This is a genomic window from Streptomyces sp. SP17BM10 (assembly GCF_036322405.1).
GTDB lineage: Bacteria > Actinomycetota > Actinomycetes > Streptomycetales > Streptomycetaceae > Kitasatospora.
Genome location: NZ_JAQYXB010000675.1, coordinates 403617 through 424918, shown reverse-complemented (window position 1 = coordinate 424918; position 21302 = coordinate 403617). Strand labels below are relative to the sequence as shown.

General features: G+C 74.5%; 21 protein-coding genes. 15 read left to right on the top strand and 6 right to left on the bottom strand.

From position 1 onward, the window contains the following. The first annotated feature begins 24 nt into the window (after positions 1 to 24). The 5 genes from PUR71_RS37665 to PUR71_RS37645 all read left to right on the top strand — a co-directional run bounded on the left by PUR71_RS37665 (position 25) and on the right by PUR71_RS37645 (position 4101). Positions 25 to 951 carry an LLM class F420-dependent oxidoreductase gene (locus PUR71_RS37665; protein ID WP_329931768.1) on the top strand — a complete coding sequence of 309 codons (927 nt, stop codon included), beginning with the start codon at positions 25 to 27 and terminating at the stop codon, positions 949 to 951. 91 nt (positions 952 to 1042) lie between these two features. Continuing rightward, positions 1043 to 1693 (top strand): AAA family ATPase, encoded by a 651-nt coding sequence (locus PUR71_RS37660; protein ID WP_443077709.1) that lies wholly within the window; start codon positions 1043 to 1045, stop codon positions 1691 to 1693. A gap of 75 nt (positions 1694 to 1768) precedes the next feature. Next, complete coding sequence (locus tag PUR71_RS37655; RefSeq protein WP_329931767.1) at positions 1769 to 2734, top strand: zinc metalloprotease; 966 nt, start codon at positions 1769 to 1771, stop codon at positions 2732 to 2734. A 34-nt stretch (positions 2735 to 2768) separates the two neighbouring features. Continuing rightward, a complete protein-coding gene (locus tag PUR71_RS37650; RefSeq protein WP_329931766.1) occupies positions 2769 to 3224 on the top strand; it encodes a universal stress protein in 456 nt (151 codons plus the stop codon). A 43-nt stretch (positions 3225 to 3267) separates the two neighbouring features. Further along, positions 3268 to 4101 (top strand): DNA-formamidopyrimidine glycosylase family protein, encoded by an 834-nt coding sequence (locus PUR71_RS37645; protein WP_329931765.1) that lies wholly within the window; start codon positions 3268 to 3270, stop codon positions 4099 to 4101. Positions 4102 to 4115: 14 nt separating this feature from the next. On the opposite strand, the gene PUR71_RS37640 is transcribed toward PUR71_RS37645, so the two are convergent. The 4 genes from PUR71_RS37640 to PUR71_RS37625 form a co-directional block, all read right to left on the bottom strand. Further along, the gene (locus PUR71_RS37640) at positions 4116 to 4751 is read right to left on the bottom strand and encodes a uridine kinase (protein ID WP_329931764.1); all 636 of its coding nucleotides are present in this window, start codon (positions 4749 to 4751) and stop codon (positions 4116 to 4118) included. Between the two features lie 9 nt (positions 4752 to 4760). Beyond that, positions 4761 to 5786, bottom strand: coding sequence for an outer membrane protein assembly factor BamB family protein (locus PUR71_RS37635; RefSeq protein ID WP_329931763.1), 1026 nt, complete (start codon positions 5784 to 5786; stop codon positions 4761 to 4763). After that, the gene (locus PUR71_RS37630) at positions 5783 to 5989 is read right to left on the bottom strand and encodes an EF-hand domain-containing protein (RefSeq protein ID WP_329931762.1); all 207 of its coding nucleotides are present in this window, start codon (positions 5987 to 5989) and stop codon (positions 5783 to 5785) included. Before PUR71_RS37630 ends, PUR71_RS37635 begins: the two co-directional genes overlap by 4 nt. Positions 5990 to 6159: 170 nt before the next feature. Next, positions 6160 to 7653 carry a hypothetical protein gene (locus PUR71_RS37625; protein ID WP_329931761.1) on the bottom strand — a complete coding sequence of 498 codons (1494 nt, stop codon included), beginning with the start codon at positions 7651 to 7653 and terminating at the stop codon, positions 6160 to 6162. Between the two features lie 384 nt (positions 7654 to 8037). Between PUR71_RS37625 and PUR71_RS37620 the strand changes: the two genes are divergently transcribed. Further along, positions 8038 to 8649, top strand: a complete 612-nt coding sequence (locus PUR71_RS37620; RefSeq protein ID WP_329931760.1) for a TetR/AcrR family transcriptional regulator C-terminal domain-containing protein — start codon at positions 8038 to 8040, stop codon at positions 8647 to 8649. A gap of 145 nt (positions 8650 to 8794) precedes the next feature. On the opposite strand, the gene PUR71_RS37615 is transcribed toward PUR71_RS37620, so the two are convergent. Beyond that, positions 8795 to 9904, bottom strand: coding sequence for an FAD-dependent oxidoreductase (locus PUR71_RS37615; protein ID WP_329931759.1), 1110 nt, complete (start codon positions 9902 to 9904; stop codon positions 8795 to 8797). A gap of 138 nt (positions 9905 to 10042) precedes the next feature. Between PUR71_RS37615 and PUR71_RS37610 the strand changes: the two genes are divergently transcribed. After that, on the top strand, positions 10043 to 10639 hold the full coding sequence (locus PUR71_RS37610) for a TetR/AcrR family transcriptional regulator (protein WP_329931758.1): 597 nt from the start codon (positions 10043 to 10045) through the stop codon (positions 10637 to 10639). Positions 10640 to 10788: 149 nt separating this feature from the next. On the opposite strand, the gene PUR71_RS37605 is transcribed toward PUR71_RS37610, so the two are convergent. After that, on the bottom strand, positions 10789 to 10926 hold the full coding sequence (locus PUR71_RS37605; protein ID WP_329931757.1) for a hypothetical protein: 138 nt from the start codon (positions 10924 to 10926) through the stop codon (positions 10789 to 10791). 303 nt (positions 10927 to 11229) lie between these two features. Between PUR71_RS37605 and PUR71_RS37600 the strand changes: the two genes are divergently transcribed. The 8 genes from PUR71_RS37600 (at position 11230) to PUR71_RS37565 (ending at position 21274) form a co-directional block, all read left to right on the top strand. After that, complete coding sequence (locus PUR71_RS37600; protein ID WP_329931756.1) at positions 11230 to 13704, top strand: SpoIIE family protein phosphatase; 2475 nt, start codon at positions 11230 to 11232, stop codon at positions 13702 to 13704. 77 nt (positions 13705 to 13781) lie between these two features. Beyond that, positions 13782 to 15449: a sensor histidine kinase gene (locus PUR71_RS37595; RefSeq protein ID WP_329931755.1), complete on the top strand. Its 1668-nt coding sequence runs from the start codon at positions 13782 to 13784 to the stop codon at positions 15447 to 15449. Positions 15450 to 15531: 82 nt separating this feature from the next. Further along, complete coding sequence (locus tag PUR71_RS37590; protein ID WP_329931824.1) at positions 15532 to 16200, top strand: response regulator transcription factor; 669 nt, start codon at positions 15532 to 15534, stop codon at positions 16198 to 16200. 554 nt (positions 16201 to 16754) lie between these two features. Beyond that, the gene (locus PUR71_RS37585) at positions 16755 to 17561 is read left to right on the top strand and encodes a transglycosylase family protein (RefSeq protein WP_329931754.1); all 807 of its coding nucleotides are present in this window, start codon (positions 16755 to 16757) and stop codon (positions 17559 to 17561) included. Between the two features lie 254 nt (positions 17562 to 17815). Then, a complete protein-coding gene (locus PUR71_RS37580; RefSeq protein WP_329931753.1) occupies positions 17816 to 18502 on the top strand; it encodes a class I SAM-dependent methyltransferase in 687 nt (228 codons plus the stop codon). A gap of 108 nt (positions 18503 to 18610) precedes the next feature. Continuing rightward, positions 18611 to 19366 carry an SDR family NAD(P)-dependent oxidoreductase gene (locus tag PUR71_RS37575; RefSeq protein ID WP_329931752.1) on the top strand — a complete coding sequence of 252 codons (756 nt, stop codon included), beginning with the start codon at positions 18611 to 18613 and terminating at the stop codon, positions 19364 to 19366. A 127-nt stretch (positions 19367 to 19493) separates the two neighbouring features. Continuing rightward, positions 19494 to 20114: a TIGR03086 family metal-binding protein gene (locus PUR71_RS37570; RefSeq protein WP_329931751.1), complete on the top strand. Its 621-nt coding sequence runs from the start codon at positions 19494 to 19496 to the stop codon at positions 20112 to 20114. Between the two features lie 95 nt (positions 20115 to 20209). Beyond that, complete coding sequence (locus PUR71_RS37565) at positions 20210 to 21274, top strand: cobalamin-independent methionine synthase II family protein (RefSeq protein ID WP_329931750.1); 1065 nt, start codon at positions 20210 to 20212, stop codon at positions 21272 to 21274. The last annotated feature ends 28 nt before the right edge of the window (positions 21275 to 21302 follow it).

Sequence of the window (21302 nt, the reverse complement as noted above, 5' to 3'; positions counted from 1 at the left end):
GGCCGTCCGTACCAGAATGGCCGCATGGATCTCCGCATCTTCACCGAGCCCCAGCAGGGCGCGAGCTACGAGACGCTGCTGACGCTCGCCCGCACCGCCGAGGACCTCGGCGCGTTCAGCGCCTTCTTCCGCTCCGACCACTACCTGAAGATGGGCGGCGTGGACGGCCTGCCCGGCCCCACCGACGCCTGGATCACCCTGGCCGGCCTCGCCCGCGACACCCGCACCATCCGCCTGGGCACCCTGATGACCGCCGCCACCTTCCGGCTGCCCGGCGTCACCGCGATCCAGGTCGCCCAGGTCGACGCGATGAGCGGCGGCCGGGTCGAGTTCGGCCTCGGCGCCGGCTGGTACGGGGCCGAGCACACCGCGTACGGCATCCCCTTCCCGAAGGAGAGGTTCGGGCGTCTGGAGGAGCAGCTCGCGATCATCACCGGGCTGTGGAACACCAAGCTCGGCGACACCTTCGACTTCGCCGGCGAGTACTACACGCTGACCGACTCGCCCGCACTGCCCAAGCCCGCCCAGGAGCACGTCCCGGTGCTGGTCGGCGGCCACGGCCCCAAGCGCACCCCGGCGCTGGCCGCGCGCTTCGCGGACGAGTTCAACCTGCCCTTCGCCTCGATCGAGGACACCGCGGCGCAGTTCGCCCGGGTGCGCACCGCCGTCGAGGCCGCGGGCCGCCAGGCCGACGACCTCGTGTACTCGGCCGCCCTGGTCGCCTGCGTCGGCCGCGACGACGCCGAGGTGGCGCGGCGGGCCGCCGCCATCGGCCGGGAGGTCGACGAGCTGAAGGAGAACGGCCTGGCCGGCACCCCGGCGGAGGTCGCGGAGAAGATCGGCCGCTACGCCGCCGTCGGCACGCAGCGGATCTACCTCCAGATCCTCGACCTGCACGACCTCGACCACCTCGAGCTCATCGCGGGCGCCGTCGCCCCGCAACTGGGCTGACCGTCCGCCCGGCACCCGGCCTGACCACGGCTCTTTACTCCCTCTTTGGAATGCGCGATGCTCCGGAGGGAGGAACGGCAGGGGAGGCCAGGTGAGCAGTACGCGAACGGTGGAGGCGGCGGCGCCCCCGGTGCCGCCGCCGCGCCGCGCCGCCGGGGCGCTGCGCCCGCACGGGCTGCACGACCTGCGGCGCGCCCCCGCCCCGGCGGTGCTGCACTACCCCGCGGATGACCTCCTGGTCGTCTCCGGCCTGCCCGGCAGCGGCAAGAGCACCCTCATGCGGCACAGCATCCGCGCCGCGCTGATCGACTCCCAGCAGGTCCGCGAGGAGTACGCGGCCCGGGTGCCCGCCCTCGTCCCGTACGCCGTGTACCGCCCGCTCGTCCGGCTGGCCCACTACCGGCGGCTGCGCCGGGCCGTGCTCGACGGCGGGCCGCTCGCCGTGCACGACTGCGGCGCGCTGCCCTGGGTGCGGTCCTGGCTGAGCGCCGCCGCCGCGCGCCAAGGGCGCAGGGTGCACCTGCTGCTCCTGGACGCCGACGCCGACAGCGCGCTCGACGGCCAGCGGCTCCGCGGGCGGGTCGTCTCCCGCTACGCCTTCGCGCGGCACCGCGCGGCCGCCCGCCGCCTGCACGACGCCCTCGCCGGCTCGGGGGAGCCGCCGGCCGGGTGTGCGTCGGCCGTGGTACTCGACCGGGCCGCCGCGCGCGCCCTGCGGGAGATCGACTTCGTGGCGTCGTAATCTCGGCGAGTCCGCGCGCGGCCGCACCGGCCCTCGCCGCCGACGCCCCGTCAATCCACCCCGCCAGGAGCGCAGATGCGCCGTTCCTCCCGGGTGCGCTCGCGTGCCCTCCGCCTGTTCCCCTGCGCCGCCGCGCTCGTCGCGACGGCCGGCCTCGGTCAGCTCGGCGCCCCCGCCCCGCGCGCCGCGGCTCTGGCCGCCCCCACCGCCGTCTGCGACGGCACCGACGCCGCGGCCCGCCGCCCCGCCGGGGGCGAGAGCGGGCAGGACCCGAACTCCGTCACCCCCGCCCGGGCCCGGGCCATGGACGAGGACCTCCGCGCGCACCTCGCCGGGCACGTCAACGCGCACGCCTTCGACGGCACCACGACGACGATCCGGGTCTATGTCCACGTGATCCACTCCGGTGACACCGGCCGCCTCTCCGACGGGACCATCGCCGCCCAGATCGACCACCTCAACGCGACCTACGGCGGCCAGGGCGACGGCAACACCGCGACCGGCTTCGGGTTCGAGCTCGCCGGCACCGACTACACCGACAACGCCGGCTGGTACAAGGGCATGACGCCCGGCTCCCGCGCCGAGCGCGACATGAAGAAGCAACTGCGCAAGGGGGACGCCGGCACTCTCAACCTCTACACCGCCAAGCTCGGCCAGTCCCTGCTCGGCTGGGCGACCTTCCCCGACGCCTACCGCTCCGACCCGGTCGGCGACGGCGTCGTCCTGCTCGACGCCTCCCTGCCCGGCGGCTCGGCCACCAACTACGACGAGGGCTCCACCGCCACCCACGAGACCGGCCACTGGCTCGGCCTCTTCCACACCTTCCAGGGCGGCTGCCAGTCCCCAGGCGACTACGTCGACGACACCCCGTCCGAGCGCAGCCCCGCCTACGGCTGCCCCGAGGGGCGGCACACCTGCTCCACGACGGTCCTCGACCCGATCCACAACTTCATGGACTACAGCTACGACAGCTGCATGAGCCAGTTCACCCCGGGCCAGGTCGAGCGGATGGCCAACTCCTGGGCGGCGTACCGCAAGTGAACCCCGACTCCACTCACTCGAAAGGAGTAACGCCATGAGCGCCATCCCCCGGATCGTCGTCGGGGTGGACGGATCGCCCGCCTCCGAGCAGGCCCTCCAGTGGGCCCTCGACTACGCGCGGGCCATCGGCGGCAGCGTCCACGCGGTCACCGCCTGGGAGTACCCCGCGTTCTACGGCTGGGGCGGCACGAGCGGGCCGCCCGACGGCTTCAACCCCGAGGACCTCGCCGGGCGGACCCTCGCCGAGGCCGTCGCCAAGGTCGCCGGCGACGCCCCCGGCGTCCCGGTCAACCAGAGCGTCATGCCCGGCAACGCCACCGGCTCGCTCCTCCAGGCGGCCAACGGCGCCGTGCTCCTCGTCGTCGGCAGCCGCGGCCTCGGCGGCTTCTCCGGCGCGCTCCTCGGCTCCGTCAGCCGGCACGTCACCGAGCACGCCCCCTGCCCGGTCGTCATCGTCCGGGAGGGGCAGGTGCCCGTCACGGGGCGGTAGGCGCACAGGCGCACCGGGCCGCCGAGCGGGGCAGGATGGAGACATGCCAGAAGGTGACTCCGTCTACCGCGCGGCGGCCCAACTGCGCGACACGCTCGCCGGCGGGCAGCTCACCGCCGCCGACCTGCGCGTGCCCGCCCACGCCACCGCCGCGCTCGCCGGCCGCTGGGTCCTGGAGGTCGCCCCGCGCGGCAAGCACCTCCTCACCCGCCTCGAAGGCGGCCTCACCCTCCACACCCACCTGCGCATGGACGGCCGCTGGGAGACCTACCGCCCCGGCGAACGCTGGGCCGGCGGCCCCGCCTGGCAGATCCGCGCCGTCCTCGCCACCGAACGCGGCACCGCCGTCGGCTACCGGCTGCCCGTCGTCGAACTGCTGCGCACCGCTGACGAGGAACGCGCCGTCGGCCACCTCGGCCCCGACCTCCTCGGAGCCGACTGGGACCCGGTCGAGGCCCTCCGCCGCCTGCTCGCCCACCCCGGGCGCCCCCTCGCCGAGGCCCTCCTCGACCAGCGCAACCTCGCTGGCATCGGCAACGTCTACGCCAACGAGCTCAGCTTCCTGGCCGGCGTCACCCCCTGGACCCCGGTCGGCGAGCTGTCCAACCCGGGCCGGCTCGTCGGGCGGGCCCGCGAACTCCTCGACGCCAACAAGCTGCGCCCCGGCCACATCACCACCGGGGACACCCGCCGCGGCCACCAGCACTGGGTCTACGGCCGGGCGGGCCGCCCCTGCCCGCGCTGCGGCACCCTCGTCCTGACCGCCCGCCAGGGCACCCCGCCGCAGGACCGCGTGGCGTACTGGTGCCCGTACTGCCAGCGCGGGCCCGCGCCGGAGGTCCGCAGCGCCGGGCCGCGCACGGCAGGGCGGCGCTGAGTCCTCCCGGGGGCTCAGTCGCGCTGGACCAGAGCCGGGTGGCGCGGATCGTCCACGCGGACGACGACGTCGGCGGCCTCGGACGGAACGGTCTCGGCCTCGTAGCGGGCGAAGGCGGGCAGCGTCCACCGTTCGTCCTCGGGCGTGCGGCGGGCCAGCGCGGCCGGGGTGAGGGCCAGGTGGACGGTCAGCTCCAGTGGCAGCCAGCGGCCGAGCAGCAGCGCGCCGTCGAGCAACAGCACGCCGCCGGGCGGGAGTCGGGTGTACGGGGCGCGGGTCGCGCGGTCCGTCACCGGATCCCACAGGGACGGCAGGACGCGGCCGGTGCCGCCCGGCTCCAGCGGGTCGAGCACCTCGCGCGCCAGCGCACCGTCGTCGAGCCAGAGGTCGTGGAAGGCGTCCGCGTCCCGCTTGCCGTACTCCAGGCGGATCGACGCCGGGCGCAGGAAGCCGTCCGCCGACACCCGCAGGGCCGGGCGGCCGCGCAGCCGCAGCGGCTCGACCAGCGCGTCGGCGAGGTCCCCCGGGCGGGCGGCGGGCGCGCCGTCGACGGCGACCCGCAGCCATCGCTGCCCGGCGCCGGGCAACGCGGTGATCCGCTCGGCGAGGTGCTCGGCGAGCAGGTCGGGGGAGATCGGGCGGACCAGCACCTGGGCCTCCTAGAGCGCGGCCGGCGGGAGCGCGTGCAGGACGTCGTCGTGGCCCGCGTACACGTGGTTCCCGTCGGCCGCGAGCGACCAGACGTCCTTGCCGGGGCCGGAGTCCCGGAAGGTCCAGAGCAGGCGGCCCTTGGCGGCGTCGACCGCGCACACGCCGCCGGTGGCCGGGCCGGGGACGTAGAGGACGCCGTCGACCAGCATCGGGTGGCTGCGGGCGTCCAGCAGGAACGGCAGCCGGAGCGACCAGAGCGGCTCCGGGGCGGCTTCGGTGTGTGCGGTGAGCACGCCGTTGTCGCGCGGGAGGAACACCGCCTCGCCCGCGATCAGCGGGGGCATCGCCCGCCAGTTCTCGCCCCGGGCGGGCGGGAGCGTCCAGAGCTCGGCGCCGGTGGCCAGGTCGAGGGCGCGCAGGCCGCCGGACCCGTCCGGGACGTGGACGGCGCGCTGCCCGAGCGCGCACCAGCGGAGGTTCTCGTTGCCGGCGGCCGTCCAGCGCGGTCGGCCGGTCGCGGCGTCCCGGATGACCAACTCGGTGCGGCCCTCGGGGGTGCGGACGGAGGCGATGACGCCGGTCGGGCCGGCCGAGGGGGTGAGCAGCCTCTCGCCGAGGTCCGCGGGGGAGGACCACAGCAGCGTGCTGTCCGCGATGCGCACGGCGAACGCCTTGTGGCCCGGGACCTCGTTGTCCTGGGTGGGCCTGGCGTAGGCGGTGCCGTAGAGGGTCGTGCCGTCGCAGCCGGCGAGGACGACGTCGTCGGTGACGGTCTCCGGCAGGACGACCGTGAGGTCTGCGGAGGAGTCGCCGAGGTCGCGGCCGTCGATGTGGCCCTGGGAGGTGGTGAACACCCGGTCGCCGCTGATCACCACGCGGGCGGCGGTCGGGTCGTCGCCTCCGAAGCGCCGGTCCGGCGGCGCGAGGCGCAGCAGCCGGGTCGGCGAGCCGGTGGCCGGGTCGAGCAGTTGGAGGCCGGCGCTGGTGACGAACAGCGGCCGGTTCGGCCGGGCAGTGAGCCGCTCGGGGGTCATCGCCTCGGGCGCGCGGTACGTCCAGACCGGGGTCGGCCCGGCTCGTGGGCCGCGCGGGCCGCGGCGACCAGAGGATCCTGCGGGTCACGTCCGCACGCCGAGGCCGCCCGGTCGACCCGGGCGAGGTACTCGTCGTGGGTGATCACGCCGTCGCCGTCGCTGTCCAGCATCGTGAAGATGCGCCGCTTCGCCTCGTCCGACATGTCGTCACCATCCGTTTCCGATCGGTCAGTTACTCAGGGAAACGCTATCGTCGCGGTCGGTGCGCGCCGGGCAGGCGCGAGTGGTGTCGTGTGCAACGGCGGATCGGCGTCGCGCCGGCCAGGGCGTGCGGACCCCGGCCGGCGCTGCCCGGCTGACGGCCGTTTCGCCGTCAGCCCTTCGGCACGGGGCTCGCGCCCGCGTTGGTGTAGGTGCCCGACGCGATCGGCCACTCGTGCTGGTAGATCTTGAACGGGAGGTCCTTCTCCAGCAGCGGGGTGCCGAAGACGGCGATGCGGCCCAGCACCGCGCCGTCGATCTCGATCCCGCCGGAGACGTCGGCCTTGCCCTGGACGAGCGGCTTGCCCGCGCTGCTGTCGATGGTGACCGACCCCTCGACCGCGGCCTTCAGGTACGGCTCGACGGTGGCCTTCACGCCCACCGAGTCGTACAGGGCGACCGACCCGTCGGCGACCAGGCCGCTGCGCACGTGGGCGTTGCCCGCGAACGCGGCCCTGACCGGAGAGACGGTGGTCTTGAGCGGCTCGCTGCCGCCGCTCCAGCCGCCGGCCTTGGTGTAGTCGGCGTGGATCGCCCAGTCACCGTCGGCCGCCTGGGCGACGTCGACGGTGACCTTGCCGTCGGCGGACACCTCGGCGTAGACGGTGACGTTGACGGTGATGACCACCGGCACCGTGCCGACCATCACGGTGTAGGGCGAGGTGAGCGTGGCGATCGGGATCTTGACCGGGCCGGTCCCCTTGTCGAGGCCCGCCGTGACGCGCCACTTGGCGTGCGCGCCGAGGTCGAAGCCGACCTTGGCCCGGTCGAGGCTGAGCAGGCCGCCGCCCTGGTAGGAGAAGCTGACGCTCGGGTCCAGCTCGATCGATCCGGTGAGCTGGGCCTTCGCTCCGCCGGGCAGGTCGATGGTGTCGTCGGCGTCCAGTTGCAGCGCGGCCGAGGCGGCGCCCTGGGCGCCGTCGGAGCGGGGGACGTAGGAGACCTTGACGTCCTTGAGCTTCGGGGTGACCTGGATCCGGTGCGGGTCGAGCGCGGTCTTGATGTCGGCCCAGGCCTTGCCGAGGAGTTCGGAGATGGTGGCCGGCCGGGTGGCGACCTCGACCTTCCCGGCGGCGGCCGGCTTGACCTCGGTGACGGCGAGCAGGGCGCCCTGCGGCGCGGCCGCGGACGGCGGGCTGTCGATCACCTGGCCGGGCTTGACGGCGGCGGCGACCGCCGCGGTGGCGGACGGGCTCGGGGTGCCCTTGCCCGCGTCGGCGACGGCGAGCACGGCCTTGCCGGACTGCTTGTCGTACGACGCGAGTTCGAGGTCGGGCGCGCCGGTCACGACGGCGGGTGTGCCGGACGCGGACGGGACGGGCGACGACGCGGGCGACGAGGCGGACGCCTTGGGCGAGGGCGGCGACGAGGGCGGAGCCGCCGTCGGGACGGCCGGGGTGCGGTCGGCGGCGGGGGCGACGATGGTCACCTTGCCGCCGCCGGCCGGGACCGGGGCGTCGTGAGTGGTGCCGGTGCCGGCCGGAGCCGCGTCGGCGGCCGCTGCGGCATCGGTGGGCTGCGCGGCGGGCGTCGTCGGGTCGCAGGCGCTGAGCGTCAGCACGACGGATGCGGCGAGCGCGGGCAGGGCGAGGGTGCGCATGTTCATGCGGAGGATCACCTTCGGCGGACGAGGGACAGGACAGGGTGCGGCGAGCCGGGCAACCGCCGACCACATGTCGGTGGCATGCCAGGTGCTGCGGCGGCAAGGTCCACTGCGGGAGGGTTCGGTGGTGTGCGAACCGGACGCGGGTGGCCACCGGCTCATCGAGGGCGGTCGGGCAGGTGGCGGCCGAGTTCCGCCGTCGGCCAGGGGAGTCGGGGAATGGGGGCACCCTCGACTCCGGGCCCGGTGCACGTGGTTCCGGCACCGGGCGTGATCCACCAGCGCCCTAAAACTAGAGCCAGTAGTTTTGCTGATCGGGAACGTACACTAGTCCGCGATCACGGCACACATCGGGGGTGGCGCAGCGGGAGGAGAGAGGAAACGCGGATGGGCAGACCGTCACGGCCGCTGCTGACCCGGGAGGGGATCATGCGGGCGGCGCTGGAGTTGGTCGACGAAGAGGGCGCTGCCGCGCTGTCGACCACCCGGCTCGCGGCCCGGCTGGGCGTCAAGGGGCCGTCCCTGTACAACTACGTGACGGGGCGTGACGAGATCGTCGACGGGATGTGCGACCTCATCGTCGCCGAGATGGCGATAGACCCGGACGTCCGGCCGTGGACGGCCGCACTCGACACCTGGGCCCGCTCCTACCGGGCCGCGTTCGCCGCCCATCCGAACGCGGTCCCGCTGCTGGCGGCCCGGCCGACCGAGTCCGCGGCGGCGCTCCGGGGCTACGCCGACGCCTTCGCCATGCTGCGCGCGGCGGGCTGGCCGGAGGACCGGCTGCTGATCGTCGTGCAGAGCATCGAGTACTTCCTGCTCGGCTCGGCCATCCGCATCGAGAAACCGCGCCGGAGGCCCGTGGCTCCCGAGGAGACCCCGCCCGGGCTCGACCTCATCCTGAACGCCGCGCCCGACTTCCGCGAGCAGGCCTTCGAGACCGGGCTCGCCGTCCTCATCCGTGGTTTCGAGCAGACCCTGGCCGAGCTTTCGGCCTGACGACTCGTCAGGGCCGGTGAGAGTTCCAGCCGTTCGGGGCGTGATGCGGGACGGGTGCGGGGCGGCTGCCGGCGAGGCCCTGTCGAAGGGCCCGACCGGCAAGATCCTCAAGCGGGCGATCGAGCGGTAGTGGCCGGGCGGGCGTTCAGGCGTCCGTCGGGGGGACGAGGTGGTCGAGTGCCTGGGCGCAGTCCAGCGCGGCCTTCGTCGATCGGGGCAGCATCACGCGCTCGTAGGCGGCGACGGCGGCCTCGGTGTCGGGTTCGGCGAGCAGGGCGTGGGCGAGGTCGGCGCCGTCGAGCATGGCGAGGTTGGCGCCGAGGCCGACCGGGGGCATCAGGTGGGCGGCGTCGCCGAGCAGGGTGATGCCGGGCGTGGCCGCCCAGGTGTGCGGGGCGGGGAGGACGAACAGCGGACGGTTGACGAAGTCGCCGTCGTTGTCGCGCAGGAGGCGCAGCAGGTCCTGGTTCCAGCCGTCGTAGAGCTTCGACAGGTGGGCGCGGACGGCCGGTCGGTCGTCGAGGCGCACGCCGGCGGCCAGGTGCCAGTCCGGCGCGCAGCGGAACGCGGCGTAGACGCGGATGCGGCCGTTGCTGTTGCGCTGGGCGAAGAGGGTCCGGCCGTCGGCCTTGGCCAGCATGCTGCCGTGGCCGACCATGCGGGCGAGGGCGGGGTGGCGGACGTCGCAGTCGTCGAAGCCGGCCTCGACGAAGGTGACGCCGGTGTAGCCGGGCGCGGCGGGGGAGAGGGCCGGGCGGACGCGTGACCACGCGCCGTCGGCGCCGACCACCAGATCGGCGTCCTCGGTGGTGCCGTCGGCGAAGTGCAGTCGCAGGGTGCCGTCCGGGAGTCGGGCGACCTCGGTGAGGGCGCGGCCCCAGCGGACGGCGTCGGCGGGGAGGGATTCGAGGAGCAGGCCGCGCAGTTGACCGCGGTCGATCTCGGGGGAGTCCTCGTCGTGCACGGGCCCGGGGAAGGGCAGGGGGGCGCCGGTGACGGGGTCGAGCCGACGCCACTCCTGGCCTTCGGGGCGGGCCAGGGCGCGGAACCGGTCGAGCAGGCCGGCCGCGTCCAACGCGCGCTGGCCGGTGCCGGCGTGGATGTCGAGACTGCCGCCCTGGGTGCGGGCGTTGCCCGAGGTCTCGCGTTCGAAGACGGTGACGGGGTGGCCGTGGCGGTGCAGCACGGCGGCCAGGGTGAGGCCGCCGAGGCCGGCGCCGACGACGACGATCCGGCGGTGATGCGTGGCGTTCATGGGTGGTGTCCCCCTCAGGGATGCGGGATGTGCGCGGCTCGCTGCTTCGGACCGGCGCACCACCAAGAAAGCACAGTCACTGCAAAAGTGCAATGACTTCACCTTTTGCATCGCTCCACCGTGGAGTACGGTGGACCGGTGACCGAACCGACCGGGCGCCGCGAGCGCAAGAAGGCCCAGACCCGCCAGTCGCTGGCGGACGCCGCACTCCGGCTCTTCCTCGACCGCGGCTACGACCAGGTCGGCGTGAAGGACGTCGCCGACGCCGCCGACGTGTCGGTGACCACCCTGTTCAAGCACTTCTCGAGGAAGGAGGCGCTCGTCTTCGACCAGGACGACGACCTCGAAGCCGCCCTCGTCGCCGCCGTCCGTGACAGGGCCCCCGGCCAGTCGATCCCGCGCGCCCTGTGCGAGCACCTCCTGCGGACCCGGACCCGCCTCGCGGTCGACGCCGGGAACCCCCGATTCGCCGCGTTCACCCGCATGGTGCGGGACACCCCGGCGCTGCGCGAGTACGCCCACGAGATGTGGATGCGCCACGAGGCGGCCCTGGCCAGGGCCATCGCCCACGAGGTCGGCGCCCCGGAGGGCGACATCGGCTGCGCCGCCCTGGCCCGCTTCGCCCTGGAGGCCCGCCTGCTCGTCCAGCGGCACCCCGACGACCCGCGCCGGGCCGCGGAGGGGGCCTTCGCCCTGCTCGAGCACGGGTGGGAGGCTGTGCACCCCGGCAACTGACGTGTGCGAGGGCCGGACGTGTGCCGCCCGGGTGGCACCTGGCACCCTGGAGCACGTGCGCCCGATCGACGGGAACTGACACGTCAACGCCTCGGGGCGACCGGGGGTTGGTCCCCCGGTCGCCCGGACCGCATTCGGGTCTCCCTCCCTCAGGAGGTGAAGACCACGCCCTGGTTGACGGGCTGGAGCGAGCCGACCGTGAAACCGGCGGCGGAGACGGTCAGTCGGTCGACCGGCTTGCCGCCGCCGTCGGCGCAGCGGTCGTCGAAGCCGTGTCGTCGTTGCACGCCGTGGCCCCGAGCCCCAGCGCCAGCACCGTCGCCGCGACCGCCGCTCCCTTGGCAACCCGCATGGCCCCACCCCATCGTCCCGCGGACGCCACCCGGTCGTGCGCCCGATCAGTCCGGAGGACGCCCCGATCCGGAGCCCCGGTTCGCGGATCAGTGTCCCGGTGGCGTAACGCAGAGCCCCGGGACGACAGCGGTTCCCGGAGATCGGTGGCTACTGGCAGTGACGGGCGGGGCCGACGTGGCGGACGTGCCGGCCGGGCTCGCCTTGACACCGTTGGGGGCCCGGCGTAGCAAAAGAGCATGCGCCAGGGTGAGCCCGGCGGCCCGAGCGGGCCGCACCGTCCCCGCGAGCCCGATGCCGTCGCCGGGGCGCCGCACGAGCGGGACGCCCTGCTGGCGGACGCCGTCCGGGCGGCGCTCGGCGGGACGGGGGCGTACGGGGCGATGGTGCACCTGCGCTCGCGCGACCGCCGCTCGCTGGTGCTGTGCACGATCGCCGGGGTGCCGCTGTCGATCATGAGCCCGTTCCGGCGGATCGCGGCGGCCGGGCCCCTGCCGGCTGCGGTCAGCTTCCGCACCGGGCGGACGATCACGCTGGCCGACACCGAGGACACCATGCGGCGCTTCCCGCAGCTCGCCGTCGCCATGCCGTACGACTTCGCCTCCGCGTGCGTGCCGGTGACAGCGGGCGAGGACCGGTTCGGCGTGCTCAGCGCCCTGTGGGCGGCCTCCGACGACGGGGTGCCGCCGGGCGCGCCGCAGCGGCTGCGCTCGATCGCCGAGCGCCTCGCGGCCGGGCTCGCCGGGCTGGAGGCGGCCGGGCGGGTCGTCGAGCCGAACGGGGACACCCCGGTGATGGAACTGCCCGCCCCGTCCTTGCCGACCAGCCGGGTGGGTCTGTTCGACTGGAACACCGCCACCGGCGCGCTCGCCGCCGACGAGCAGTTCCAGGAGATCTTCGGGTTCGCGCCCGGCGAGTTCGACGGCCGCGTCGCCTCCCTCACCGCCCGGATCGCCCCCGGTGACCTGCCCGAGTTCCGGGCCGCCGCCAAGCTCGCCCTCGACCGCGGCGAGGTGATGGCCGCCCGGGTGCGCGTCCTCGGCCACGACGGCAACCCGTACCCCGTCGAGCTGTGGGCCCGCGTGCCGAGGACGGTGGAGGAGTACGGCACCCACCTCGTCGGCGCCGTCCTGGACACCCGCACCCTCACCGCCGCCGCGGCGGCCGTCGAGCGGCTGCGCGAGGGCGTCTTCTCGCTCGACCCGGACGGCCGCATCACGTACGCCAACCGCGGCGTCGAACCGCTGCTCGGCGCGGTGCGCGAGGACCTGATCGGCCACCTCCCCTGGGAGGTCATGCCCTGGCTCGCCGACCCCTTCTACGAGAACCGCTACCGCGCCACGATGCTCTCCCAGCAGCCCACCGCCTTCCTGGCCAGCCGCCCGCCGGACGGCTGGCTCGCCTTCTCCCTCTATCCCGACGCGCACGGCGTCACCGGCCGGGTCGTCGCCGCCGAGGCCCCGCCCGGCGCGGCCGGCGCCCCCACGGCACCGCCGCGCGGCGCCCGCCCCGGCCTCGGCGACACCTACCACCTGCTCCAGCTCGCCAGCGCCCTCACCGAGGCGGTCAGCGTCGCCGACGTCTGCCGGGCCGTCGCCGAACAGATCCTCCCGGCCTTCGGCGGCCAGGAGCTCGCCATCTACACCGTCCGCGACAAACGCCTCCACCTCGTCTCCCAGGCCGGCTACCCCGACGGCTTCCTCGACGGCTTCGAGGGCACCCCCACCAGCGCCCGCATCCCCGGCGCCGAGGCGCTCAGCACCGGCACCCCGATCTTCTTCGAGGACGTCCACGAACTCTCCGCCGCCTACCCCGGCATCGCCCTCGACGAGATGGGCGCGTGGGCCTTCCTGCCGCTCATCGCCTCCGGCCACCCCGTCGGCAGCTGCATCCTCGGCTTCGACGAACCCCGCCGCTTCACCGCCGAGGAACGCGGCCTGCTCACCGCCCTCGGCGGCTTCATCGCCCAGGCCCTGGAACGCGCCCGCCTCTACGACGCCGAGTTCGCCCTCGCCCGCGGCCTCCAGCAGGCGCTCCTGCCGCACCGGCTGCCCGACGTCCCGGGCGTGCGCACCGCCGCCCGCTACCTGCCCGGCACCCAGGGCATGGAGATCGGCGGCGACTGGTACGACGCGATCGTCACCGGCGGCGACCTCACCCTCGTCATCGGCGACGTCGAGGGCCACAGCGTCGGCGCCGCCGCCACCATGGGCCAGCTGCGCAGCGCCGTCCGCGCCTTCGCCAGCGGCGGCGAACCGCCCGACCGCGTCCTCGCCCGCACCAACCGGCTGCTCCTCGACCTCGACCCCGGGCTGCTCGCCAGCTGCTGCCTGGTGCGCCTCACCCCGGCCGACGGCACCGTCCGCATCGCCCGCGCCGGGCACCTGCCGCCGCTCCTGCGCCGGCCCGGCGGGCAGGCGCAGGTGCTGGACCTGGCGGGCGGGCCGCTGCTGGGGGTGGACGACGGCGCGCAGTACCCGGTCAGCGAGCTGCGCCTGACGCCCGGGTCGGTGGTGGCGCTCTACACGGACGGACTGGTGGAGGATCCGGCGGTGCCGATCGATCAGGGGCTGGAACGGCTGCGGGCCGTGCTCGGGCGCGATGAAGGGGAGGGGCTGGAGGCGCTCGCGGACCGGGTGCTGCGGGAGGTCGGCTCCACGCACCGGGTGGACGACGTCGCGCTGCTGCTCACCGAATTCCGGGGCACCGGGTGACCGGTCGACTTTCGTCGGGAGACGGCACGACGAAGGGTGACGGCGGCGGGCCCCCTCGCCCGGTTAGCCTCGGACGGGTGAACGCGATTGCACGGGCCTGCACGAAGGCGGTACGGACGGCGCTGCCCGGGCCCTGGGGTCCTTGGGCGGTGCTGCGTGAGGTTCTCTCCGTCCTGCTGCTGGGCGGGCTCGCCGTCCTGCTGGAACTCCTGGACCACACCGGCTGGGCGGTGCCGGTCGGGATCGGGACCGCCCTGCTGTTCCTTCTGCGGCGGGCCTTCCCGGCGGGTGTCCTGCTGGTGACGGCGGCGGTGGCCGGCTGGGCCCCCGGACCGCTGCCCCTGCTCGTGGTGGCCGGGTGGGCGGCCGGTGCCCGGGTGCGCCGGGTCGGCGCGCTGGTCGCGACCTTCGTCGCGAGTTGGGCGCTGTTCACCGTGACCGGCGTGCTGAAGGACGCCGGTTCGATGTCGCCGAAGGCGATCATCGCGATCTCGCTCGGCGGCTTCCTGATCACGGCGGTGCTGCCCGCCCTGTGGGGGCGCTACCGCGCGCAGCGCCGTGCGCTGATGGACGCGCTGCGGGAGCGCAACGACCAACTGGTGCGCGAGCGCGTCATGGTGGTGCACCAGGCGCGGCTGCGCGAGCGGCACCGGATCGCGCAGGACATGCACGACAGCCTGGGCCATCAGCTCGCGCTGATCTCGGTGCACTCCGGCGCGCTGGAGGTGGACCGCACGCTCACCGACCGCCAGCGCGAGGCGGTCGGCGTGCTGCGGCAGGCGGCGGTGGCCGCGATGCGCGAGCTGCGCGAGGTGGTGGGCGTGCTGCACGACGAGTCGACGGCGGTGCCGCCGGCGCCGACGGCGGCGGGTGCGCCCGGGAGCCGGGGCGGGGTGGACGGGATCGGGGGTCTCGTCGAGTCCTCGCGTGCCGCCGGGGCGGAGGTGTCCTTCCGGAAGGAGGGGGAGCGGCGTGCGCTGCCCGTGGCCGTCGACCACGCGGCGTACCGGATCGTGCAGGAGGCGCTCACCAACGCCCACAAACACGCCCCCGGTGCGCCGATCACGGTCGCGCTCCGGTACGAGCCGGACGCGCTCGTGGTCGAGGTCACCAACCCCCGCGCGCCGGAGCTCGTCGGCGCGCGGGCCGGGGCGGGGCAGGCGGTCAGCGGCGGGCAGGGCCTGACCGGCCTGCGGGAGCGCGCCCGGCTGGTCGGCGGCATGGTGCACGCCGGGGCGACGCCCGACCAGGGCTTCCGGCTGGCGGGGATGCTCCCGTACGAAGGGGCCGCGGACGGCGGCGACGGAGGCGAGGCCGGCACCGGTACGGAGGACTGGGTGCTGGAGGGCCTGCCGACCGCGGAGGACGACGGCGGCCGGCGGCGCAGTCCGGCGCTGGGCTGCGCGGTGGGTGTGGTGGGCGTCGGGCTCACCGTGCTCGGACTGCTCGTGTGGGGGCTGTGGGCCTTCATCGAGGCCAGCGACAACGCGACGGTGAAGAGGGACGTCTACGAGGGGATCCGGGTCGGGCAGTCGGAGTCGGACGTGCGCGGCCGACTGCCGCGCGGCGCAGCCTGGCTGACCGAAGGTTTCGACAAGGGCGGGCCGCCCGTGCCGGAGGGCGCGCACTGCGTGTACTTCCAGGCCGAGGACTCGAAGGAGAAGTTCGGCGAGGACAACGCGGTGCGCTTCTGCTTCAAGGACGGCGCGCTGGTGGACAAGGAGCACTACCTGGTGAAGGACTGACCGGGCCGGTCGAGGCCCGGGCACGTCCGGATGTGAGGATGGTGCTGCCACCCGTACAGCACCCTTCGAGGGGATGACCAGCGTGATCCGAGTCCTCGTCGCCGACGACGAGCCGCTCATCCGGGCCGGGATCAGGATGATCCTCGCCTCCGCCGACGACATCGAGGTGGTCGCGGAGGCCGCCGACGGCCGGCGTGCGCTGGAGCTCGCGCGGGCGCACCGGGTGGACGTCGTGCTGCTGGACATCCAGATGCCGGTGATGGACGGTCTGACGGCACTCGGGGAGCTCTCGAAGGCCGCACCCGGCGCGCGGGCCTTGATCCTCACCACCTTCGGTGAGCGCGAGAACGTCCTGCGCGCCGTGACCGAGGGGGGTGCGGGCTTCCTCCTCAAGGACACGGCACCGGCGGAGCTGATCCAGGCGGTGCGGGCCGCGGCGAGCGGCAACGCGTTCCTGTCACCTGCCGCGACCAGGCACATCGTCGATTCGCTGGCCTCCGGGCGCAGCGGCTCGGCCGTGGCCCGCGGCGCCGAGGCGCGGCGCCGGCTGGAGGTGCTCACCGGCCGTGAGCTGGAGGTTCTCGCGCTGCTCGGCGAGGGGCTGTCCAACGCGGACGCCGGCGCGCGGATCCACATGAGCGAGGCGACGGTGAAGACGTACGTGAGTCGGATCCTGGCCAAGTTGGGCTGCGAGAACCGGGTCCAGGCGGCGCTGCTGGCGCGGGACGCGGAGCTCGACGGGCGCGGCTGAGCGTGTTCCCGTGACAGCGGAGCGTGGCGAGTGTGGCGCAGGTCACTCAATCGCCGCGCGGAGCCGGGAACTTCGGATTTTTCGGTGACGGACCGTCAGTGATCGCTGACGGTCCGTCGATGGTATGCCCGGTCTGATGAATGGACAGGTGTGACCGAGCGCACGGAAATTGAACATTCGATCTTGTCAATCCGGTCAAATGCGGTCGAACCGGATGCCACTTCTTGATCGATACCGCCGGTAACAGTCAACTGACCTGCGTACCCGAAGAATTGCTTGCCGTGCCGACCGAACCGCCCCTAGCTTCATTGGCGGCGCAACGAGCGCCACCCGGGTTCACCCCGACGCACGGCCCGCCGACTGACCACCGGCGCGAGGGCCGTACCGCCGACGCGACCGGCCGTACCCAGGCCGTCGGCGAGCGGAGGTGGCCGGGGCGGCACGGCACGTCCGACACGTGCCCCGCCGCCGTCGAGTGAGGCGAACGGATCAGACCGGCCCCGTCCAGGGCCTGGTTCCGTCTGCCTGCCCGGGGCTTGTCGAGAGGATCTCCATTGAATCCCCGTCACGAGACCGCCACTGCCACCGACTCCACGACCTCCACCCCCGCCTCCGCCAAGCGCAACCGCCTGCGGATCGGGATCGTCGCGGGTGCCGCCGTCGCGGCCCTGCCGGTTGCCGGCCTCGTCACGGCCACCTCGGCCTCCGCCGCGCCCACCTCGGCCTGGGACGCCGTCGCCCAGTGCGAGAGCGGCGGCGACTGGAGCATCAGCACCGGCAACGGGTTCTACGGCGGGCTCCAGTTCACCTCCGGCACCTGGGCCGCGTACGGCGGGACCGCGTACGCCTCCCAGGCCAACCACGCGACCAAGGCGCAGCAGATCGCCGTCGCCGAGAAGGTCCTGGCCTCCCAGGGCCCGGGCGCGTGGCCCGTGTGCTCGCACAAGGCGGGCCTGAGCAAGGGCGGCGCCCCGGCGGAGGTCGCGGACTCCGTGAACGACGCCCCGGCGCAGCCGGACCGGCCGGCGGCCAAGCCGGCCCCGAAGCCGTCGAAGCCGACGGCGAAACAGGGCGTCAAGCAGGGTGCCGGGCAGGACGCCGGCCAGGAGAACAAGCCCGTGACCAGGTCGACGCCGCGGACCCAGCCGCAGGCGCAGCAGGCACCGGCCCGGCCGGCCGAGCCCGCTCCGTCGACCGCGAGGAGCAGCGCGAACGGCAGCTACACCGTGCGGAGCGGTGACACCCTGAGCGAGATCGCGGCCAGGTTCGGCACCGACACCGACACGCTGTACGGCAAGAACCTGCGCACCATCGGCGACAACCCGGACCTGATCTTCCCGGGGCAGGACCTGACCGTCTGACGCACCGTCGCCACCGCAGGACCGCAGGGCCGCACGACCGCAGGACCGCACGACCGCACACCGAGCGGCCATCCCGGGACCCGGGGATGGCCGCTCCGCGCGTTGTGGGGGCGGGGCCGGAGTCCCGGGTCGTCGACAGGGTCGCCCGGCTCCCCAAGGGGCCGTGTGCGGCCCTTCGGCGTGTCGGGCCCGTGTCGGCGTCCCTCGACGGGGGCATCGCGCCTGGTCGGGCGGCGTGTCGATAGGGTCGCCCGATGGTGCGACTGATACCCGACGACGAGCTCGTGGGCTCGTCCGTGGTGGCCAACAACACGATGAACCGCGAGCGCGGGCTCAGCGGCGTGAACAGCTGTGCGCGGGAGCTGGGGTTCGACCCGGCGCAGTGGCTGCTCGGGCGCGGTGGGGCCGCGCCGGCCTGGCTGGATCTGTGCAGCGGCGAGGGGCGCGCGATGGTCGAGGCGGCGCGTCGGCTCCCCGAAGGGGCGGTTCTGACCGGCGTGGACCTCGTGGGCCCGCTCGCGCCCCCGCCCGATGCCGATGCGCTGCCGGGACTGCGGTTGGTCACGGCGGCGCTCGCCGACTGGACCCCGCGCCGGTCGTACGACCTGATCACGTGTGTCCACGGCCTGCACTACCTGGGTGACCAGCTTGGCGTCATCGCCAAGGCCGCCTCGTGGCTCGCGCCGGAGGGGCGGTTCGCCGCGCACTTCGACCCGGAGTCGGTGCGGTGGGCGGGCGGGGCGAGCGCGGGGCGGGCGGTGGTCGCGGCGCTGCGCGGGGCCGGGTTCGAGTACCGGGCGCGCCGGCACCTGCTGGTGCTGGAGGGCGGGCGGAGCGTTCACCTGCCGTTCGCGTACGCCGGGGCAGACGCGGAGGCCGGGCCCACCTACACGGGGCAGCCGGCGGTGGCGTCGCACTACCGCGCGCCGGAGCGCACCTGAGCGTGCACTGTTGAAGATTCAACGCAACGTCCGAATACCGCCGGAGGTTCGCGCCGTCGCCGTCGAGGATCGAGTCGTGCCCGACAACGGGCCTCCGACGATGGGGAGATGACGATGAACGGTGCGACGGGACTCGACGGCAAGGTGGCCCTGGTGACCGGCGGGAGCCGGGGGATCGGGGAGGCGATCGCGCTGCGGCTGGCCGAGGACGGCGCGGACGTCGTCCTCACGTACCAGGGGAGCGCCGAGCGGGCCGAGGCCGTCGCGGCGAAGATCGCCACGACGGGACGGCGCGGCTGGGCGGTCCGGGCCGACTGCGCGGACCCGCAGGAGGTGCGGGCCGCGGTGGCGGCGGCCGTCGAGCGGTTCGGGCGGCTCGACGTCCTGGTGAACAACGCCGGCGTCGGGGCCGTGGGGCCGATCGGCGACACGCCGGCGGCGGACGTCGACCGCGTGCTGGACGTCAACGTCCGCGCGCCGTACCTGTTCGCCCAGGCGGCCGCGCCGCTGCTGGCCGAGGGCGGGCGGATCGTCACGATCGGCAGCTGCCTCGCCAAGCGGGTCGCCTTCGGCGGCGCCGTGCTGTACGCGACCAGCAAGGCCGCGACGATCGGGCTGACCAAGGCGCTCGCCCGCGAGCTGGGACCGCGCGGGATCACGGTGAACGTCGTCCACCCCGGGCCGATCGACACCGACATGAACCCGGCGGACGGCGAGTCGGCCGCGTTCCAGGCCGGGCTGACCTCGCTCGGGCGCTACGGCACGGGGGCGGACGTGGCGGCGGCCGTCGCGTACCTCGTGGGCGAGGGCGGCCGGTACGTCACGGGCGCCGAGCTCGCGGTGGACGGAGGCTTCGCCTCCTGACCGGCTCCCCGGGCTCCCCGGGCTCCCCGGCCCCGGCGTGGCGCCGGGGCCGGGGGCCGGGCGATGGTTCGTGGACGCGGTTAGCATCACGGAGACCGATCACCCGCCGTCCCAGGAGGGCCGTGCCATGACCGCTACCGACGACCCGATCGACGATCCGATCGACCTGCTCGCCCGGGCGCTCGCCCAGAGCGCCGGCCTGATCGACGGCACGGGCGTCGAGCTGGCCGGCCACCCGACGCCCTGCCGCTCGTGGGACGTGGGCACGCTGATCAGCCATCTCCTGTTCGACCTGCGGCAGTTCACCGTCCAGGCGCGCGGGGGCCGGCCGGACTGGTCGGAGTCCTTCGAGCGGGTGGAGGGGGACTGGCTGCACGCCTTCGAGGCCGGCGCCGAGGAACTGATCGACGCCTGGCGGGAGGCCGGGGAGCTCACCGGCACGCTGGAGGTCCCCGGGGTGGGATCCTTCCCCGCGCGCTTCCCGGTGGACCAGGAGATCGCGGAACTGGCCGTTCACGCCTGGGATCTGGCCAAGTCCACCGGGCAGTCCACGGACGGACTGGACCACGAGGTGGCGCTCGCCGCGCTCGCGTGGGCGCGTGGGGCGCTCAAGCCGGCGTACCGGGGCGGGGACGAGGCCTCGTTCGCGTTCGGCCCCGAGGTCGCCGTGCCGGAGGACGCGCCGCCGTACGACCGGCTGGCGGGGTTCTTCGGCCGCGACCCGAGGGCGGTCGTGCCGGGGGCGTGAACCGGCGGGGCGGGGGCGCGCGGAGCGTGCGCGGGCGCCAGGATGCCTCGCGCGCCCCGTTGCACGTGCGCGCCCGTCCTTTCTAACGTCCGCTCATGACCATTTCCACGGAGCCCATCGGCAGCATCCCGCGCCCGTCCGCGCTGCTCGCCGCCCTCGCCGAGCACGCCGAAGGGCGGCTCTCCGACGCGGACTTGAAAAAGCTGCAGGACGAGGCGACCGCCGAGACCCTCGCCAAGCTCGAGGCGCTCGGCTGCCCCGTCCTGGTGGACGGCGAGCAGGCCAAGCCGAGCTTCGCGACGTACCCCCTGGCAGGTTTGACCGCCCTCAGCGGGGACGGCGTCGTCATCCCGTTCGCCGACGGGCACACCCGGCAGCTGCCGGCCCTGACCGCCGGACCGTTCCGGTACCAGGTGCGTGCGGACACCTACCTGCGGGACGCGCTGCGCCACACGTCGAAGCCCGTCAAGCAGGCCGTGATCGCGCCGTCCGCGCTCAGCCTCCTCTACCCGGCCGGCGGTATCGACGGGTACGCGCGCGAGGCGTTCCTGGACGACCTGGTCGACGAAGCCGAGGCGGACATCCGCGGCTGCCTCGATGCGGGCGCGCACACCGTCCAACTCGACTTCACCGAGGGGCGGTTGTCGCTCAAGCTGGACCCGTCGGGTGGAGTGCTGGACGCCTTCGTCGCGCTCAACAACCGGGTGCTCGAACGCTTCTCCGACGAGGATCGGGCACGCATCGGTGTGCACACCTGCCCGGGCGGGGACCTCGACTCCACCCACAGTCTGGACGTCGACTACGCCGACCTGCTGCCGAAGCTCTTCCAGCTGAAGGCGGGCAAGTTCTACGTGCAGTTGGCGAGCGAGGCCGATCCGGACCGCGTCCTCGCCGTCATCGCCACCCATCTCCCGGCGGACGCCCGGGTGTTCATCGGGGTGACCGACCCGATCGACCCCCGGGTGGAGACCCCGGAGGAGGTGCGGGACCGCGTGCTCGCGGCGGCCCGGCACCTGCCGGTCGACCGGTTGGGCACCACCGACGACTGCGGGTTCTCGCCGTTCGCCGACGACACCTCCACCTCGCGCGAGACCGCGTTCGCCAAGATCGCGGCCCGGGTGGAGGGCACCGCCCTGGCGGCGGAGACGCTCGGACTCTAGCCCTGGATCCCGCGCCCCTGGCCAGTGC

Excerpts from the sequence above, each read along its gene's own strand:
- PUR71_RS37665 (WP_329931768.1), top strand. The coding sequence starts at position 25 with ATGGATCTCCGCATCTTCACCGAGCCCCAGCAGGGCGCGAGCTACGAG.
- PUR71_RS37655 (WP_329931767.1), top strand. The coding sequence starts at position 1,769 with ATGCGCCGTTCCTCCCGGGTGCGCTCGCGTGCCCTCCGCCTGTTCCCC.
- PUR71_RS37650 (WP_329931766.1), top strand. The coding sequence starts at position 2,769 with ATGAGCGCCATCCCCCGGATCGTCGTCGGGGTGGACGGATCGCCCGCC.
- PUR71_RS37645 (WP_329931765.1), top strand. The coding sequence starts at position 3,268 with ATGCCAGAAGGTGACTCCGTCTACCGCGCGGCGGCCCAACTGCGCGAC.
- PUR71_RS37635 (WP_329931763.1), bottom strand. The coding sequence starts at position 5,786 with ATGACCCCCGAGCGGCTCACTGCCCGGCCGAACCGGCCGCTGTTCGTC.
- PUR71_RS37630 (WP_329931762.1), bottom strand. The coding sequence starts at position 5,989 with ATGTCGGACGAGGCGAAGCGGCGCATCTTCACGATGCTGGACAGCGAC.
- PUR71_RS37625 (WP_329931761.1), bottom strand. The coding sequence starts at position 7,653 with ATGAACATGCGCACCCTCGCCCTGCCCGCGCTCGCCGCATCCGTCGTG.
- PUR71_RS37620 (WP_329931760.1), top strand. The coding sequence starts at position 8,038 with ATGGGCAGACCGTCACGGCCGCTGCTGACCCGGGAGGGGATCATGCGG.
- PUR71_RS37615 (WP_329931759.1), bottom strand. The coding sequence starts at position 9,904 with ATGAACGCCACGCATCACCGCCGGATCGTCGTCGTCGGCGCCGGCCTC.
- PUR71_RS37600 (WP_329931756.1), top strand. The coding sequence starts at position 11,230 with ATGCGCCAGGGTGAGCCCGGCGGCCCGAGCGGGCCGCACCGTCCCCGC.
- PUR71_RS37580 (WP_329931753.1), top strand. The coding sequence starts at position 17,816 with ATGGTGCGACTGATACCCGACGACGAGCTCGTGGGCTCGTCCGTGGTG.
- PUR71_RS37575 (WP_329931752.1), top strand. The coding sequence starts at position 18,611 with ATGACGATGAACGGTGCGACGGGACTCGACGGCAAGGTGGCCCTGGTG.
- PUR71_RS37570 (WP_329931751.1), top strand. The coding sequence starts at position 19,494 with ATGACCGCTACCGACGACCCGATCGACGATCCGATCGACCTGCTCGCC.
- PUR71_RS37565 (WP_329931750.1), top strand. The coding sequence starts at position 20,210 with ATGACCATTTCCACGGAGCCCATCGGCAGCATCCCGCGCCCGTCCGCG.